General features: G+C 60.2%; 14 protein-coding genes. 7 read left to right on the top strand and 7 right to left on the bottom strand.

Translation table 11 applies throughout. The features are described from left to right. Position 1: 1 nt before the first annotated feature. The 4 genes from KGA97_RS01160 to KGA97_RS01175 form a co-directional block, all read right to left on the bottom strand. Positions 2-1,045, bottom strand: a complete 1,044-nt coding sequence (locus tag KGA97_RS01160; protein WP_008035977.1) for an ABC transporter substrate-binding protein — start codon at positions 1,043-1,045, stop codon at positions 2-4. A gap of 44 nt (positions 1,046-1,089) precedes the next feature. Beyond that, positions 1,090-2,214: an ABC transporter ATP-binding protein gene (locus KGA97_RS01165; RefSeq protein WP_008027079.1), complete on the bottom strand. Its 1,125-nt coding sequence runs from the start codon at positions 2,212-2,214 to the stop codon at positions 1,090-1,092. 337 nt (positions 2,215-2,551) lie between these two features. Then, entirely contained in the window at positions 2,552-3,181 is a 630-nt protein-coding gene (locus KGA97_RS01170) for a response regulator transcription factor (protein ID WP_003210977.1), read from the bottom strand. Between the two features lie 141 nt (positions 3,182-3,322). Then, entirely contained in the window at positions 3,323-5,719 is a 2,397-nt protein-coding gene (locus KGA97_RS01175; RefSeq protein WP_223480074.1) for a PAS domain S-box protein, read from the bottom strand. 73 nt (positions 5,720-5,792) lie between these two features. Between KGA97_RS01175 and KGA97_RS01180 the strand changes: the two genes are divergently transcribed. Then, positions 5,793-6,785: an alpha/beta hydrolase family protein gene (locus KGA97_RS01180; RefSeq protein WP_223480075.1), complete on the top strand. Its 993-nt coding sequence runs from the start codon at positions 5,793-5,795 to the stop codon at positions 6,783-6,785. 103 nt (positions 6,786-6,888) lie between these two features. Here the strand turns inward: KGA97_RS01180 and KGA97_RS01185 are convergent, their stop codons facing one another. Genes KGA97_RS01185 through KGA97_RS01195 form a run of 3 tightly spaced genes read right to left on the bottom strand, consistent with a single transcriptional unit; the run spans position 6,889 to position 9,345 of the window. Next, positions 6,889-7,656 carry a TerB family tellurite resistance protein gene (locus KGA97_RS01185; RefSeq protein WP_008035968.1) on the bottom strand — a complete coding sequence of 256 codons (768 nt, stop codon included), beginning with the start codon at positions 7,654-7,656 and terminating at the stop codon, positions 6,889-6,891. A gap of 1 nt (position 7,657) precedes the next feature. Beyond that, positions 7,658-8,329 (bottom strand): N-acetylmuramate alpha-1-phosphate uridylyltransferase MurU, encoded by a 672-nt coding sequence (gene murU, locus KGA97_RS01190; RefSeq protein WP_192229283.1) that lies wholly within the window; start codon positions 8,327-8,329, stop codon positions 7,658-7,660. Next, positions 8,326-9,345 carry an aminoglycoside phosphotransferase family protein gene (locus KGA97_RS01195; RefSeq protein WP_008035966.1) on the bottom strand — a complete coding sequence of 340 codons (1,020 nt, stop codon included), beginning with the start codon at positions 9,343-9,345 and terminating at the stop codon, positions 8,326-8,328. The genes murU and KGA97_RS01195 overlap by 4 nt, the downstream gene beginning before the upstream one ends. Positions 9,346-9,475: 130 nt before the next feature. On the opposite strand from KGA97_RS01195, the gene KGA97_RS01200 reads away from it, so the two are divergent. The 6 genes from KGA97_RS01200 (at position 9,476) to KGA97_RS01225 (ending at position 16,760) form a co-directional block, all read left to right on the top strand. Beyond that, positions 9,476-12,274 carry an LPS-assembly protein LptD gene (locus KGA97_RS01200; RefSeq protein ID WP_223436289.1) on the top strand — a complete coding sequence of 933 codons (2,799 nt, stop codon included), beginning with the start codon at positions 9,476-9,478 and terminating at the stop codon, positions 12,272-12,274. Next, on the top strand, positions 12,255-13,571 hold the full coding sequence (gene surA, locus KGA97_RS01205) for a peptidylprolyl isomerase SurA (RefSeq protein WP_223436287.1): 1,317 nt from the start codon (positions 12,255-12,257) through the stop codon (positions 13,569-13,571). Before KGA97_RS01200 ends, surA begins: the two co-directional genes overlap by 20 nt. Continuing rightward, complete coding sequence (pdxA, locus tag KGA97_RS01210) at positions 13,568-14,557, top strand: 4-hydroxythreonine-4-phosphate dehydrogenase PdxA (RefSeq protein WP_223480076.1); 990 nt, start codon at positions 13,568-13,570, stop codon at positions 14,555-14,557. The genes surA and pdxA overlap by 4 nt, the downstream gene beginning before the upstream one ends. Next, on the top strand, positions 14,554-15,372 hold the full coding sequence (gene rsmA, locus KGA97_RS01215; RefSeq protein WP_008027060.1) for a 16S rRNA (adenine(1518)-N(6)/adenine(1519)-N(6))-dimethyltransferase RsmA: 819 nt from the start codon (positions 14,554-14,556) through the stop codon (positions 15,370-15,372). Before pdxA ends, rsmA begins: the two co-directional genes overlap by 4 nt. A gap of 123 nt (positions 15,373-15,495) precedes the next feature. After that, positions 15,496-15,876 carry a Co2+/Mg2+ efflux protein ApaG gene (apaG, locus tag KGA97_RS01220; RefSeq protein WP_008027059.1) on the top strand — a complete coding sequence of 127 codons (381 nt, stop codon included), beginning with the start codon at positions 15,496-15,498 and terminating at the stop codon, positions 15,874-15,876. Continuing rightward, positions 15,876-16,760 carry a symmetrical bis(5'-nucleosyl)-tetraphosphatase gene (locus KGA97_RS01225; RefSeq protein WP_223452642.1) on the top strand — a complete coding sequence of 295 codons (885 nt, stop codon included), beginning with the start codon at positions 15,876-15,878 and terminating at the stop codon, positions 16,758-16,760. Before apaG ends, KGA97_RS01225 begins: the two co-directional genes overlap by 1 nt. Positions 16,761-16,777: the final 17 nt, after the last annotated feature.

Below are 16,777 nucleotides of genomic sequence, written 5' to 3' on the forward strand. Positions count from 1 at the left end.
CTTATTTCGCAGCCCAGGAATTGAAGCGCTGCTCCAGTTGCTCGCCGTTGTCAGCCCAGAAGCTGACGTCGATCTGCACTTGGTTGGCGATGTTTTCCGGGGTGGTCGGCATGTCTTTCAGGACATCCTTGGACAACAGCGGTACGGCTTGGGTGTTGGCCGGGCCGTAGGCGATGTTTTCCGAGTAGGTCTTCTGCTGCTGCGGCGCCACCGAGTACGCGATGAATTTCTTCGCCGCTTCAGCACGTGCCTTGTCCAGGCCTTTTGGAATGGCCCATGCGTCGAAGTCGTAGATACCGCCGTTCCACACGACTTTCAGGTTGCTTTCTTTCTGCACGGCAGCGATCCGGCCGTTGTAGGCCGAGCTCATGACCACGTCACCGGAAGCGAGGTACTGCGGCGGTTGTGCGCCGGCTTCCCACCACTGGATGTTTGGTTTCAGCTCATCAAGCTTCTTGAACGCGCGGTCCTGACCGTCTTTGCCGGCCAGCACTTTGTAGACGTCTTTCGGCGCAACGCCGTCGGCCATCAGTGCGAATTCCAGGGTGTACTTGGCGCCTTTACGCAGGCCGCGCTTACCCGGGAATTTCTTGGTGTCCCAGAAATCCACCCAGCTGGTGGGTGCGGAGGCCAGCTTGTCAGCGTTGTAGGCCAACACGGTCGACCACACGAAGAAACCTACGCCGCAAGGCTGGATAGCGCCTTTGACGTAGTCTTCGGTCTTGCCGAACAGCGCCGGGTCGAGTTGCTCGAACATGTCTTCGTCGCAACCGCGGGACAGTTCTGGCGACTCAACTTCTACCAGGTCCCAGGACACGCTTTTGGTGTCGACCATGGCTTTGACCTTGGCCATCTCGCCGTTGTACTCGCCCGCCACGATCTTGCCGTTACCCGCCGCTTCCCACGGTGCGTAGAAGGCTTTGACCTGCGCGGCCTTGTTCGCCCCGCCAAAGGACACCACGGTCAGGTCCGGGCCCGCCGCCATCGCGTGTGCCGCACCGATCATGCCCATGACCAGGGCGGTGAATTTCAGGGATCTCAACATTTATTGTTCTCTCCACGTGCAGGGTTGGTTGAAGCAGGGGGCGATCAGTTCGCCTCTAGAAGTGGGTCGAGCGCGCGAACGTGTTCGACCTCCCAGCCAAGCGGTACCACGTCGCCGACAGCAAGCCCGGGATCGAGCTCGGCAATCGGTTGTTTCACGAAGAAGTCGGTCTTGCCGCAGACTTCCAGGCGAACCCGGACGTGGTCGCCCAGATAGATGAATTCCGCCACCCTCCCTGAGAAGCGGTTGACACAGGACTCGCTCGAACCATTGAGGCTCACGCGTTCCGGACGAATTGACAGCGTGACGGGTTCGCCGGTCTTGCCGACATTGACCGCCAGCGCTTCAACCTTTTCACCGCGACCGAGTTCGACGATGCAACGATCGCCGGTCTGGCTGTGCAGGCGGCCGTTGAGACGGTTGTTCTCGCCGATGAAGTTGGCGACGAAGGTGTTTTTCGGTTCTTCGTAGAGGCTGCGTGGAGGGGCGATCTGCTGGATTTCGCCCTGATGGAACACCGCCACGCGGTCGGACATGGTCAAGGCTTCGCCCTGGTCGTGGGTCACGTAGACCACGGTCACGCCGAGGCGCTGGTGCAGATGCTTGATCTCCATCTGCATGTGTTCGCGCAGTTGTTTGTCGAGTGCGCCGAGGGGTTCGTCCATCAGCACCAGTTGCGGTTCGAACACCAATGCACGGGCCAGGGCCACACGCTGTTGCTGACCACCGGACAGTTGCGCCGGATAACGCTGGGCGAAGGTCTCGAGCTGAACCATGCTCAGGACACGTTTGACCCGGTCGCTGACATCGCTCTTGTTCAAGCCGCGCACGGTCAGCGGGAACGCGAGGTTCTCGGCGACGGTCATGTGCGGGAACAATGCATAGTTCTGGAACACCATGCCGATGTCGCGCTTGTGCGGCGGCACGTTGTTGATGGCGCGCCCGGCCAGGAGGATTTCACCGGCGGTCGGGGTTTCGAAACCGGCGAGCATCATCAGGCTGGTGGTTTTGCCGGAACCGGATGGCCCGAGCAACGTGAGGAACTCGCCTTTGCGAATGTCCAGGTTGAGGTCTTTGACGATCAGGTTCTCGCCGTCGTAGCTCTTTTGCACTCCACGAAAGCTGACCAGAATGTCATTGGCCCCTGCGCTTGAATCGACCTGGCTCATACCCACACCTTTGTTATTGATGACTGCTGTGGACTAAGCCTAGTGGACGCTGGGGAGCACGCAAATCGGGGCGCAGGAGAGAATCGCCTCAGCCGGATGGAAGGTTGGGGGTAGGGATTGCCCTACAAGGATGGCGGGGATGGGTATGTCGTTTCGGGATGGGGGCAGGTGGTGAGCTGCGAGCCTTACGGAGCGGCGATAGCGGTTTTAAAGGCATGTCGCAAATGGATATGCCACAACGTTTCGTAGGAGCGAGGCTTGCCCGCGAAGGCGATCTTACTGACGCTAAAAGCTTCGCGGGCAAGCCTCGCTCCTACAGGATCCGTGGTGAATCGTGTTAGAGCAGTTTGTGTTCCATGGCGTACTTCACCAGTTCAGCCAGGGATGTGATGTTGAGTTTCTGCATCAGCCGCGCCTTGTGGGTGCTGATGGTTTTGCTGCTCAGGGCCAGTTGCTGGGCGATGTCGTTGACGTTGGCGCCCTGGGCCAGGCGTTCGAACACCGAAAATTCGCGCTCCGAGAGCAACGAATGCAGCGGCCGCGAATCGGTCAGGCCGACTTCGAAAACCATGCGGTCGGCCAGGTCCGGGTCGATGTAACGACCGCCCGCCGCGACCTTGCGGATCGCCGTCAGCAGCAGCGCCGGATCGCTGTCCTTGGTCGCGTAACCCGCCGCGCCGACCTTCAACGCCCGGGCAGCCATTTGCGCTTCGTCGTGCATCGACAACACCAGGATCGCCGGTGGATTGTTCAGTGCGCGAATCCGCGGAATCGCTTCCAGGCCATTGACGCCCGGCATCGAGATGTCCAGCAACACCACTTCGCAAGGCACATGACGCAAGGTTTCGAGCAACTGCTCGCCATTGCTCGCCTCGCCCACCACCAGCAAGTCCTTGGCCAGGCCGATCAGTTGTTTAATGCCTTCGCGAACGATGGTGTGGTCTTCGGCTACCAGTACACGGATCACGGTCTTTCTCCAGATTCAAGATCATTCGCGAGCAGGCTCGCTCCCACATTTGGATCTGTGGCGTTCACACAATCCGTGTGGGAGCGAGCCGGCTCCGGGCGGCGTTCCGACGAAGGCGTCAGTAAAACCAACACAAATTCTTCAGGCCTCATCCAAAGGTACGCGCACACTCAACGTTGTACCCTCCCCCGGCTCACTTTCAAGCGACAGCTCCCCGCCCATGATCAACACCCGCTCGCGCATGCCCACAACCCCGAAGGATGTTGGCCGGCCAGTAGCGGCGACAAATCCTACGCCATCATCGCTGACAGTCAGGCACAACTCGTCGCCCTCAAGCGTCAATGTCAGTTCAACAGTATGCGCCTGGGCATGCCGCATGACATTGGTCAGTGCTTCCTGAAGGATCCGGAACAAGCCGATCGCCTTGGCATCGCTGAGCACCGGCAAGTTCTCCGGCACTTGCACCAGACACGGAATCTGCGTGCGCGCCTCGAAACGCCGGGCCTGCCATTCGATGGCCGAAGCAATACCGGCATCGAGAATTGGCGGCCGCAACGCCGTGGCCACATCGCGCACCAGTTGGAACAGCTGAGCGATCAAGCGCTTCATGCTGTTCAAACGTTCATTCAGACCTGGGTCGAGCTGGGCGTAGGCCAGTTCGCACATGGACGTTTCCAGTTTCAGCACGGTCAACATCTGACCCAACTCGTCGTGAACTTCCCTGGCGATGCGCGCCTTTTCCTCTTCTCGCACGCTCTCCAGGTGTGCGGACAATTCACGCAATTGCTCACGGGAGCTGGCCAGTTCCAGCTCGATGCGTTTGCTCTCGCTGATGTCCCAGACGATGCCGTCCCAGACATAGGTGCCGTCATCGAGGCGACGCGTGATGGCCTTGATCTCGGCCCAACGCTGATCGCCCTGGCGCGTGAGAATCCGCCCTTGCCACGACCAGTCACTGTCAGTGTCCAGCGCATGATCCTGCGCCTGGTGGTAACTGGCCTTGTCGTCCGGATGCACCAGGCTGCGCAGGCCTTTGTCGCGGTGGGCCAGGGTCGCCGGCGAGTAACCGACCAGGCTCTCGCTGCCCTCGCTGATGTAGGCAAAGTCGATCTGCCCTGTCACCGGAGCCCGCTCCAGGCGAAAGACCAATCCCGGTACGTTGGCAGCGATCCCTTGCAGACGCGCCTCGCTTTCCTGCAACGCGGCCAGCGCACGACGACGCTCAGTAACGTCGTTGAGGTAGACCACCAGATATTCACCATCGCGAAAACGCAGGAAGCTCAACGACACATCCGTCGGCAGAATGCTGCCATCGGCTCGCAGGCAATTGGTTTCAAAGCTGAGTGGCCCTTCTTCACTGGCACGGGCGCGTTTCCACAGGTTCAGCCAGCGGTCCATGTGCAGACCCGGTTCAAAGTCGATCAACGGCCGATCGATGATGCCACCCGACGGATAGCCGAGCATGGTTTCCGCGGCGCGGTTGGCGTAGCGCACATGGCTGTCCCAGTTGACCCAGAGAATGCCGACGGTGCTTTGGTCGATGGAAAACTGGGTGAGGCGCAATGCTTCTTCGCTGGCGGCACGCAAGGCAATGTCTTCCCGAGCCACCAACAACCGTTGCTCAAGACTGTGTTGCTGCCGACGCTGCCAGACCACGATCGCCATGCAGCTCAGCATCAACACCGCCAACAGCAGGCAGAGGTTCTGCCAGAAACCCGGCGACTCGGTCAGTCGCGGGTATTTGGCTTGCAGCCATTGGTTGTGCAGTTGCTCCAGGTCCTTGGCGGGGATCGCCCGCAGCGCGCTTTCGATGATGCCGGCGAGTTCCGGCCAGTCCCGCCGTGTAGCCACGCGCAGCAGTTGCGGCAGGCCAATATCACCGACCACCACCAACCCGGCAAACTCCGGTTCGACGGACAAACGCCCGAATTGCGCTTCGTCGACCACGGCATAACTGGCCTGCTGACTCAACAACAGTTGCAGTGCCTGACGCTCGATCGGCACGCCCTGGAGATTCAGGTGCGGGTAATTGCTGCGCAGGTAATCGGCGGTGGCGCTGGGCATGCGTACGGCGACGCGGGTCTGGCTGTCGAGTTTTTCCAGCTCGACCACGCCGGCGCCCTTCTGGTCGCTGACCACCAGTTGCGGCACCCGCATGTATGGATCGGAAAACTGCCACAGGCGCAGGCCGCCGGGGGTTTGCGCCAACCCTGGGGCGATGTCGATTTCACCTTCGCGCGCGGCGGCTTCCAGTTGCGCAAGGTCGGGATAGTTACGCCAGCTCAGCTCGACCTTGAGCGCTTTTGCCAGCCATTTCATCAGCTCGACGTTAACCCCGGACAGCCGCTGCAAACGGCGATCGTATTGCGCATAGGGCACTTGCAACACCAGTCCGACGCGTAATTCATTATGTTGCGCGAGCCATTGCTGTTGGCTCGCAGACAACTGCGCGATGTGCTCCGGTGGCGCAGGCGCCGCCCAGCCCATCAAGGGAAACCACAAACAGCCGATAACCCACAGACAGCAAAAACGCATCATTGAAATCTCACACACTGACAAATACTGACCAACCCATTAGGCTGCCGGAACCACTTCTGGCCTGGAATATCCGATGCCCCCTGTCTACCGCCTGGCACTGCCAGCATTGTGCCTGTCGCTGATCCTGCCTTGCGCCTTTTCCGTCGAGGCCGCAGACCCGGCACCGGCCGCCGCGGAAAAACCCGCAGAAGAAAAACCGGTCGAACGTCAGCCGCTGCTTGAGCGTAGTCAGGAAGAAGCGGCAGCACTTGAGCGAAAAATCCCCGCTCAGGAACAGCAACAACTCCAGGCCGGCAGCGACACGTTTCTGGCCTTGTGGAAACCGGCCAATACCGCTGACCCCAAGGGTGCGGTGATTATCATCCCGGGCGCGGGCGAAACCGTTGACTGGCCGCAGGCAATCGGCCCGTTGCGGCGCCAATTGCCGGACGCCGAGTGGAGCAGCCTGAGTATCACCTTGCCAGACGTGCAAAGCGATGCCATTGCGCCACGTATCGTTGAACTAACGCCATCGCCCAAAGCACCTGATGCCGGCAGCAAGGATTCGACCACGGCGGCGCCCATCGAGCAGGCGGCGGGCGGTGAAGCGGAGGTGGCCGACAAGGCCATTGCTGAAACCAGCGATGAACAGGTCAAAGCCGACGCCGAACGAATTTTTGCACGCATCGATGCGGCTGTTGCCTACGCCGAACAGCAGAGCGCTCGCAGCATCGTGGTGCTGGGTCATGGCACCGGCGCTTACTGGGCCGCGCGTTATCTGAGCGAGAGGCAGCCCTCGCAAGTCGAGAAGTTCGCGATGGTCGCCGCGCAGACGCCCGTGGCAGCGAAACCTGGCCTGGCTGAGCTGACGCCGACACTAAAACTGCCCACCGCCGACATCTTCTATAAGGACAAGCCGCTGGACCGCAATGCGGCTCTGGAACGCTTGCAGGCCAGCAAGCGCTTGAAAGGTTCGGCGTTCAGTCAGGTATCGCTCAAGGCGTTGCCGGGTGACTCGAAAGCAGAGCAGGAGCAGTTGGTTCGCCGGGTGCGGGGCTGGTTGAATCCTCAGGCTGCGGCGGACTGATAGACCGAGTCGCGCCCTTCGCGGGCAAGCCTCGCTCCTACAGGACTTCATCGTACCTGTAGGAGCGAGGCTTGCCCGCGAAGGCGTCATCACTGACGACGCATCACTTGAAATCCCGCCGCTGACGAATCAACGTATAGGCGTTATGCAATTCGCGCGTCTTGTCCGTTGCCTCGCGCACCTGCAACGCCGTCGCACCGCTGCCGGCAATTTTGTCCGGATGATGACGACTCAGCAGGCGCCGATAGGCGCGTTTGATCTGCGCCGGTTCGGTGGTGGCAGACACACCCAACAGCGACAACGCTTCCTGATAAGTGATGGCAGTGCCGGCCGACGATTGCTTGTGCGGCTCATAGTCAGACGCCAGCGCCTGCACCTGATACGACGTCCAGCCCAGCCATTTACCCCATTGGCGAATCAGTTCGCGCTCGGCATGCCCGGCACGACCATCGGCCCAGACCATTCGCCAACAGGCGCGCAATACGCCTTCCGCCGCATGGGGTTGCTCACTCAAGCGTCGCAGATAACCGCGCAACCGGTCACGGCCCGACTTGCCGCGGTTGAACGCGGCAATTGCCCGACGCTTGGCCGACTCGGACATGTCCAGTGCCTGCATTTCCAGGCGCGCCTGCTGGATATGTCCGTCTACCACTCGCCCATCGCATTTGGCCAGCCGTCCCAGCAATACGAACAGCAGCTCATCGTTGCGCAGCACCGGCCTGCCACCGAGCTTTTCACGCAAATGTCCCCACGAATGCAATTGCAGGTGCCGATCCAGCGCCTGCCCCAATAAAGCGCCGAGCAAGGCCCCCGGAATGCTGGCAATGGCAAAGCCCGCTCCGGCTCCAATCAGAGTCCCTGGCCACAGCATCTCAGCGACTCGCTTCAATCAGAGTTTCAACTTCCGCCAGACGCTCGTGAGTTCCGACATCCACCCACCGTCCGCTCAGCCGCTCACCCGAGACTTGCCCATCGGCCATGGCCGTGCGCAGCAGCGGTGCAAGCTTGAACGCCCCGGCGGTGTGCCCGTCGAACAGCTGCGGATGCAACACTGCAATGCCGCTGTAAGTCAGGGTCGGCGAATCTGCCTGGCCGTCGTGCACTCGCCCGTCGACCAGCGTGAAATCGCCTGCCGGGTGGTGGCTCGGGTTATCCGCCAACACCAGATGCGCCAGGCCGCTGATGGGTTGATGCAAGACGCTGAAGTCATAGTCGGTCCAGATATCACCGTTGACCACCACAAACGCCTCATCACCCAACAATGGCAATGCACGGAAAATCCCGCCACCGGTCTCCAGCGGTTCACCTTCGGGCGAGTACTGGATACTCACGCCATAACGCGAGCCATCGCCCAGATAGTCTTCGATCTGCTGTCCCAGCCAGGCATGGTTGATCACGATTTCGGTAAACCCGGCAGCGGCCAGCGCGCGCAGGTGATACTCGATCAGCGGCACCCCGCCAGCGCGGACCAGCGGTTTTGGCGTGGTCAGGGTCAGCGGGCGCATGCGCTCGCCTTTACCCGCAGCCAGAATCATTGCCTTCATGCATTCACTCCAGCACGCAGACTCAGCAGCAACACATCCAGTTCCGCCAGTTCAGGACGGCGGGCGATCACTGCTTCTATATAAGCAAAGAAGCGCGGCACGTCGGCGAGGTAACGCGGCTTGCCATCGCGATGGCAGATGCGGGCGAAGATACCAATGACTTTCAGGTGACGCTGCACGCCCATCAGGTCGCTGGCGCGCAAGAAGTCTTCGAAGTCTGGCTGGACGGGAATGCCGAGGGCGCCTGCCTGCTGCCAGTAATCTTGCAGCCAACCGTGCACTCGCTCCTCGGGCCAGCTCAGGAACGCGTCCTTGAACAGGCAGGTCACGTCATAGGTCACCGGGCCATAGACCGCATCCTGGAAATCCAGCACGCCGGGATTCGGCTCGCTGAGCATCAGGTTGCGCGGCATGTAGTCGCGATGCACCAGGACTTTCGGTTGCGCCAGGGCGCTGTCGATCAGCAGCTGCGACACGTTCTGCCAGAGCATTTGCTGCGCAGGGTCGAACTCGATGCCCAACTCACGCTTCACAAACCACTCGGGGAACAATTCCAGCTCGCGACGCAACAGCGCCACGTCATAACTCGGCAGCGGAGCAACCATCGGCAACTGCTGAAAAGCCAACAGAGCCTGCAAGGCATCCTTGAACAAATCGTCGGCATTTTCGCTGTCGATAACGTCCAGATAGGTCTTGTTGCCCAAGTCATTGAGCAAAAGAAAACCGCGCTCGAGGTCTTCGGCATAAATTTTCGGCACATTTATTCCGGATTTCGCCAGCAAAAAAGCGATATCCACGAAGGGTTTGCAGTTTTCCTGGGGCGGCGGCGCGTCCATTACGACGAAACTTTTGCCGCCGCCTTCCCAACGGAAATAGCGCCGAAAACTCGCATCACTGCTGGCCGCGGTCAACGTGGCCGGGGGTACGGCGCCCCAACTCTGCTCTGCAAAGAGGGTCGCCAACTGCTCATCGAGCCAAACTTTCAGGTGTTGCAAACGTACATCTTGGTCAGGCATTGCAAGGGTCTCCGACGGCGCTAGCCGTCAAGCGGGTCATGCTTTATTATCCAGCATCTTTTTCAGACCATCGAGAGGCGTGCGGCCCACACCGCGGGCAGATGGCACGCAGGAAGCCCGGACTAATAAGATGGCATTGAAATCCCCCGCGTTTCGTAAAAAATTTCCGTTGTTGGTCACTGGCAGTCTGCTGGCCCTGCAACCTCTAGCCACTTCGTTCGTGGTCGCCGCGGAACAGTATGACTGCTCAGTCTCTGCTTCGGGTGCCTGGAACTGTGCGCCCAAGACGTCGGCGGCTGCATTGCCACCGCGTCCCATCCATGAGGGCAGCGCAGTCTCCGCAACCGGTGAAGCACCTACCGAGAGCGGCGCCAGTGAAGACACCGGCACCAAGCCTGTGCTGGTCACCGAATCCAAGGGCCGCGCCCTCAAGTCCCGTAGCGCAGACTACAGTCACCTCGACTGGGTTCCGCGCGAGAATCTCACTGCAGCGCAATTGGCCGAAACCGGTCCTTACTGCTCTGGTTCCTATATCGAACCAATTCGTCCTGGCATGAATGACAAGACGAATAAAAGTGACGCCCCGACGTTTGTCGGTGCCAAGGCTTCTCGCTACAAGCAGGATGAACAGATCGCTACCCTGGCCGGTGACGTGGTCCTGCGTCAGGGCAGCATGCAGGCCGAAGCCGACGAAGCGAACCTCTACCAGGCCGAGAGCCGTGGCGAGCTGGACGGCAACGTGCGCATTCGCGACAACGGCGCGCTGATCGTCGGCGACCACGCCGAAGTGCAGCTCGACACCGGCGAAGCCAAGGTCGACAACGCTGAATACGTGATGCACAAATCCCGTATCCGCGGTAACGCGCTGTACGCCAAGCGTGCCGAAAACGCGATCATTCGCCTCAAGGATGGTACGTACACCACGTGCGAACCGAACAGCAACGCCTGGCAGCTCAAGGGCAACAACATCACCTTGAACCCGGCGACCGGTTTCGGTACCGCGACCAACGTGACGCTGCGGGTCAAGGACATTCCGGTTCTGTACACGCCGTACATCTACTTCCCGATCGATGATCGTCGTCAGTCCGGCTTCCTGCCGCCAACCATTGGCAGCGGCAGCGACACTGGCTTCCTGTTGGTCACCCCGTACTACTTCAACCTGGCGCCGAACTACGATGCCACGTTGTACCCGCGCTACATGAGCAAGCGCGGCCTGTTGATGGAAGGCGAGTTCCGTTACCTGACCAAGTCCACCGAAGGTCAGTTCGGCGCCGCGTACCTCAACGACGAGGACGACGATCGCAAGCTTCAAACGGATTACGAAAAAACCCGCTACATGTACAACTGGCAGCACAAGGGCGGTCTCGACTCGCGGGTGTTCACGCAGGTCGACTACACCAAGATCAGCGATCCGTATTACTTCCAGGATCTGCAGACCGACCAGCTTGGCGTGAAGTCGTCCGATTACGTGAACCAGCAGGGCTCTGTCAGCTATCGTGGCGACAGCTACGTTGCACGCCTCAATGCCCAGGCCTATCAGCTGGCGACCGTATCGAACATCACACCGTACGACCGCCTGCCACAGCTCACCTTCAACGGTCAGTTGCCAACGCACCCGAACGGTTTGAATTTCGACTACGAAACAGAAATCGTGCGATTCGAGCGAGACCTGCAAACGGGCTCGTTCTCCGATGAAGACGGCAACCTGTCGCCTCGTCTGGACACCAACGTAGCGGGCCTGGCTCGTGCCAACGGTAATCGTCTGAACCTCAAGCCAGGCGTGAGCCTGCCGCTGGACTGGACGTATGGCTTCGTCAAGCCATCGCTCAAATATCAATACACCCAGTACGACCTGGATCTCGATGGCACCGGTAAAAACGATCTCCTGACGAACCGCAATAACGCTTCGGCGCTTGGCGAGTCCTTCAGCAGCTCGCAAAACCGCGGCGTCCCGATCGCCAGCGTCGACAGCGGCCTGTATTTCGATCGCAACACCACCTGGTTCGGCAAGAACTATCGCCAGACCCTGGAACCGCGCCTGTTCTACCTGTATGTCCCTGAAGAAGACCAAAAGGACATTCCGGTTTTCGACACCGGCGAGTACACCTTCAACTATGCGTCGCTGTTCCGCGACAACCGCTTCTCGGGCTCCGACCGCGTCGGCGACGAGAACAAACTGTCGCTGGGCGTGACCAGCCGCTGGATCGAAGAAAACGGCTTTGAACGTCAACGCATCAGCGTCGGCCAGGCCTTGTACTTCAAGGATCGCGAAGTCCAGTTGCCGGGTATCGACGCAAAAACCCGCGAAGATGCGCAGGCCAACGTTTCTCCGTATGCGCTGGAATACGAATACCGCTGGAACCGCGATTGGCGCACGACTGCCGATTACAACTGGGATCCGGACAGCCACAGCCCTCGCTCGGGCAGTGCGATGTTCCACTACCAGCCTGAAGACAACCCGAACAAGGTCATCAACGCCGGCTATCGCTATCGCAATGACCAGGTCCGTTACGACCAGAACACCGGTCAATGGTCGGTGGGTGGTGGTGACTACGGCACGCCGGGCACCCCGGGTTACGTGAAGGACTACTACAAGATCCAGCAGCACGACTTCTCGGTGATCTGGCCGATCGTGCCGCAATGGAACGCCATCAGCCGCTGGCAGTATGACTACAACCAGAACCGTACCCTGGAAGCCTTTGGTGGTTTCGAGTACGACAACTGCTGCTGGAAACTGCGCCTGATCAACCGTTACTGGGTTTCCTATGACGAATTCAGTCAGGAAGCTCCGCAAAACGAAAAAGGCGACCATGGCATCTTCCTCCAAATCGTTCTGAAAGGTCTCGGCGGCGTTGTTGGCCAAAAAGTAGAGAGCTTCCTCGACAAAGGCATCCAAGGTTATCGTGAACGTGAAGACCAAGCTTTCTGATTGTCTGCGCCCGCTGATGCTGGGCGCGCTGTTCCTGGGTACTGCGGCGAATGCCGCGGTACAGTCCATCGATAAAGTGGTGGCCATTGTCGACAACGATGTGGTCATGCAGAGCCAGCTGGACCAACGTGTTCATGAAGTTCAGCAAACCATCGCCAAACGCGGTTCTGCTGCGCCGCCGGCCAGCGTGCTGGATCAGCAGGTGCTTGAGCGCCTGATCGTCGAAAACCTGCAACTGCAGATCGGCGAACGCTCCGGCATTCGCATCACCGATGAAGAGCTGAATCAGGCGGTCGGCACCATTGCCCAGCGCAATAACATGTCGATCGATCAATTCCGCGCGGCCCTGACTCGTGATGGCCTGTCTTATGAAGACGCTCGCGAGCAGATTCGTCGTGAAATGATCATCAGCCGCGTGCGTCAACGCCGTGTGGCTGAGCGCATTCAAGTGTCCGAGCAGGAAGTGAAGAACTTCCTCGCTTCCGACCTTGGCAAAATGCAGCTGTCCGAAGAGTTCCGCCTGGCCAACATCCTGATTCCTACACCGGAAAGTGCTAACTCCGATGCGATTCAGAGTGCTGCCAAACAGGCCGACGCGGTTTACCAGCAGCTCAAGCAAGGCGCTGACTTCGCTCAGTTGGCAATCGCCAAGTCCGCCAGCGAAACCGCACTGGAAGGCGGCGACATGGGCTGGCGTAAAGCCGCTCAATTGCCACCTCCGTTCGATCGCATGCTGAGCACCATGTCGGTCGGCGATGTCACCCAGCCGATGCGCACGCCGGGTGGCTTCATCATCCTGAAGATCCTTGACAAGCGTGGCGGCGAGACCCAGACCCGTGACGAAGTACACGTGCGTCATATCCTGGTCAAACCTAGCCCGATCCGCGACGAAGCAAAAACCAAGGCCCTGGCCCAATCGCTCTACACCCGTATCGAAGCGGGCGAAGATTTCGGCGAACTGGCGAAAAGCTTCTCGGAAGACCCGGGTTCCGCCCTCAACGGCGGCGACCTGAACTGGATCGACCCGAATGCATTGGTGCCCGAGTTCCGCGAAGTGATGGCCAATACCCCGCAAGGTCAGCTGTCCAAGCCGTTCCAGACCCAATATGGCTGGCACGTCCTGGAAGTCCTTGGCCGCCGCGCCACTGACAGCACCACCCAGGCCCGTGAGCAGCAAGCAATGACCGTACTGCGTAACCGCAAATACGACGAAGAGCTGCAAACCTGGCTGCGTCAGATCCGTGACGAAGCGTACGTAGAGATCAAACTCCCTGGTGCAGACCAGGCAGCGCAGTGAAACCCCAACGTTTCGCGCTGACACCCGGCGAACCGGCCGGCATAGGTCCCGACCTGTGCCTGCTGGTTGCCTCGCAAGCCCAGCCACATCCCCTGATTGCCATTACCAGCCGCGACCTGCTCCTTGAGCGGGCCGCGCAGCTGGGCGTGGTCGTTGATTTGCTGCCGGTGACCCCGGACAGCTGGCCGGATGCCCCCGCGCCAGCCAACAGCCTGTATGTCTGGGATACGCCGCTCAATGCGCCGGTGACTGCCGGTCAACTCGACAAAGCCAATGCTGCTTTCGTTCTGGAAACCCTAACCCGCGCTGGTCAAGGCTGCCTGGACGGGCATTTCGCCGGCATGATCACCGCCCCTGTGCACAAGGGCGTGATCAACGAATCGGGTATCGCCTTTTCCGGGCATACAGAATTTCTCGCCGACCTGACGCAGACCGCGCAAGTGGTGATGATGCTTGCGACCCGCGGATTGCGCGTGGCGCTGGTCACCACTCACCTGCCCCTTCGCGAGATTGCCGATGCAATCACACCGGAGCGTCTGGAGCGGGTCACGCGGATTCTGCATGCCGACCTGCAACAAAAATTCGGCATCGCCCAGCCGCGTATCCTGGTGTGCGGGCTCAACCCCCATGCCGGCGAAGGCGGACACCTGGGCCATGAAGAAATCGACATCATCGAACCTACATTAGAGCGCCTGCGTGGCGAAGGCATGGACCTTCGCGGCCCCCTGCCCGCCGACACTCTGTTTACCCCCAAATATCTGGAGCACTGCGACGCGGTGCTGGCGATGTACCACGACCAGGGCTTGCCTGTGCTGAAATACAAAGGCTTCGGCGCAGCAGTCAACGTGACCCTCGGCTTGCCGATCATCCGCACGTCGGTCGACCACGGCACTGCCCTGGACCTGGCCGGCAGCGGCAAAATCGACACCGGCAGCCTGCAAGTCGCCCTGGAAACCGCCTACCAGATGGCCGAGACCCGTTTATGACCGAGCATTACCAACACAAGGCGCGCAAACGCTTTGGCCAGAACTTCCTGCACGATGCCGGCGTTATCGACCGCATCCTGCGCTCCATCCATGCCAAGCCCGAAGACCGCCTGCTGGAAATCGGTCCGGGCCAGGGTGCGCTGACCCAGGGCCTGCTGAACAGCGGTGCCCAGCTGGACGTAGTAGAGCTGGATAAAGACCTGATCCCGATCCTCAACCAGCAGTTCGCCGGCAAGAGCAATTTCAACCTGCACCAGGGCGATGCGCTGAAGTTCGACTTCAACAGCCTGAACGCCGCGCCGAACAGCCTGCGCGTGGTGGGCAACCTGCCGTACAACATCTCCACGCCGCTGATTTTCCACCTGCTGCACAACGCAGGCATCATTCGCGACATGCACTTCATGCTGCAGAAAGAAGTGGTCGAGCGTCTGGCGGCAGGCCCTGGCGGCGGTGACTGGGGTCGTCTGTCGATCATGGTTCAGTACCACTGTCGTGTAGAGCACCTGTTCAACGTTGGCCCCGGCGCATTCAACCCGCCGCCGAAAGTCGATTCTGCCATCGTGCGCCTGGTGCCTCACGCCGTACTGCCGCACCCGGCCAAGGATCACCGCTTGCTGGAGCGCGTCGTGCGCGAAGCCTTCAACCAGCGCCGCAAGACCCTGCGCAACACCCTCAAGTTGCTGCTGAGCAACGACGAAATCACCGCAGCCGGTGTCGACGGCAGCCTGCGCCCGGAGCAGCTCGATCTGGCCGCCTTCGTACGCTTGGCCGACAAACTCAGCGAACAAGTCCTACAGAAACCCGCCGCCGACTGACAGGCAACAAGCGTTATCGGGTAGGACACCAGCCCTCATGTCTGGTTTACTACCCGATACTTGGCCTAGACTGAGTTCCATCAGCTACGCCCCGCGTCCCGCTTCGTTTTTAAGGCCTCTTGAATGTCCGATCCTCGTTATCAGGTCGACGTCAGCGTCGTCACCCGCTATCTGGCAGAACAATCGCAACCCGAGCAAAACCGCTTTGCCTTCGCTTACACCATCACCGTGCACAACAATGGCGAATTACCGGCCAAGCTGTTGTCGCGGCACTGGGTGATCACCGATGGTGACGGGCATGTCGAGGAGGTTCGCGGTGCCGGCGTGGTTGGCCAACAGCCGTTGATCAAGGCAGGCGAGAGCCATACCTATAGCAGTGGCACGGTGATGACGACCAAGGTCGGCAACATGCAAGGCAGCTATCAAATGATTGCCGAAGACGGCAAACACTTCGACGCCATCATCGCTCCATTCCGTCTGGCGGTGCCCGGAGCCCTGCACTGATGGCAACGTATGCCGTTGGCGACCTGCAAGGTTGCCTCGAACCGTTGAAATGCCTGCTCAAGCAAGTCGCCTTCGACCCTGCCCGGGACAAACTGTGGCTGGTGGGCGATCTGGTCAACCGTGGCCCGCAGTCGCTGGAAACCTTGCGCTTCCTCTATAGCATTCGCGAATCACTGGTGTGCGTGCTCGGCAACCACGATCTTCATCTGCTGGCCGCCGGGCATAACATCGAACGCCTGAAGAAAGCCGACACCCTGCGCGAGATTCTCGAAGCGCCGGATCGTGTGGAACTGCTGGAATGGGTGCGCCAGCAAAAGCTCATGCATTACGACGAGCAGCGCAACATCGCCTTGGTCCACGCCGGCATTCCCCCGCAATGGTCGCTGCGCAAAGCCCTGAAGTGCGCTGCCGAAGTCGAAGAGGCCCTGCGCGACGACAATCGCTTCGCGCCTTATCTCGACGGCATGTACGGCAACGAACCGCTGAAATGGGACGGCGATCTCAAAGGCGTAACCCGCCTGCGCGTGATCACCAACTATTTCACCCGCATGCGTTTCTGCACCAGCGAAGGCAAACTCGACCTCAAGGGCAAGGAAGGCGTCGACACCGCACCGCCAGGTTACGCGCCGTGGTTCACTTACAAGGAGCGCAAGACCAGGGACGTGAAGATCATCTTCGGCCACTGGGCAGCGCTCGAAGGCCAGTGCAACGAGCCGGGCATCTTCGCCCTCGACACCGGTTGCGTCTGGGGCGGGTCGATGACCCTGATGAACGTCGACACCCTTGAACGCCTTCAGTGCAAATGCGACGAGCATGGCCACACCTTCCTGCCGTCAGTCGCCTCCCCTATTTCAGAACAAACGCCAGCCAGCGCCCGGCGCTAGACTGCGCTTTCAGCCGA

Origin of the sequence: Pseudomonas sp. BF-B-15 (assembly GCF_019946675.1) — a bacterium.
Taxonomy (GTDB): domain Bacteria; phylum Pseudomonadota; class Gammaproteobacteria; order Pseudomonadales; family Pseudomonadaceae; genus Aquipseudomonas; species Aquipseudomonas migulae.

What these genes read in the sequence shown, in the direction of transcription:
- KGA97_RS01160 (WP_008035977.1), bottom strand. Translation starts at nt 1,045, where the DNA reads ATGTTGAGATCCCTGAAATTCACCGCCCTGGTCATGGGCATGATCGGT.
- KGA97_RS01165 (WP_008027079.1), bottom strand. Translation starts at nt 2,214, where the DNA reads ATGAGCCAGGTCGATTCAAGCGCAGGGGCCAATGACATTCTGGTCAGC.
- KGA97_RS01175 (WP_223480074.1), bottom strand. Translation starts at nt 5,719, where the DNA reads ATGATGCGTTTTTGCTGTCTGTGGGTTATCGGCTGTTTGTGGTTTCCC.
- KGA97_RS01180 (WP_223480075.1), top strand. Translation starts at nt 5,793, where the DNA reads ATGCCCCCTGTCTACCGCCTGGCACTGCCAGCATTGTGCCTGTCGCTG.
- KGA97_RS01185 (WP_008035968.1), bottom strand. Translation starts at nt 7,656, where the DNA reads ATGCTGTGGCCAGGGACTCTGATTGGAGCCGGAGCGGGCTTTGCCATT.
- murU (WP_192229283.1), bottom strand. Translation starts at nt 8,329, where the DNA reads ATGAAGGCAATGATTCTGGCTGCGGGTAAAGGCGAGCGCATGCGCCCG.
- KGA97_RS01195 (WP_008035966.1), bottom strand. Translation starts at nt 9,345, where the DNA reads ATGCCTGACCAAGATGTACGTTTGCAACACCTGAAAGTTTGGCTCGAT.
- KGA97_RS01200 (WP_223436289.1), top strand. Translation starts at nt 9,476, where the DNA reads ATGGCATTGAAATCCCCCGCGTTTCGTAAAAAATTTCCGTTGTTGGTC.
- rsmA (WP_008027060.1), top strand. Translation starts at nt 14,554, where the DNA reads ATGACCGAGCATTACCAACACAAGGCGCGCAAACGCTTTGGCCAGAAC.
- apaG (WP_008027059.1), top strand. Translation starts at nt 15,496, where the DNA reads ATGTCCGATCCTCGTTATCAGGTCGACGTCAGCGTCGTCACCCGCTAT.
- KGA97_RS01225 (WP_223452642.1), top strand. Translation starts at nt 15,876, where the DNA reads ATGGCAACGTATGCCGTTGGCGACCTGCAAGGTTGCCTCGAACCGTTG.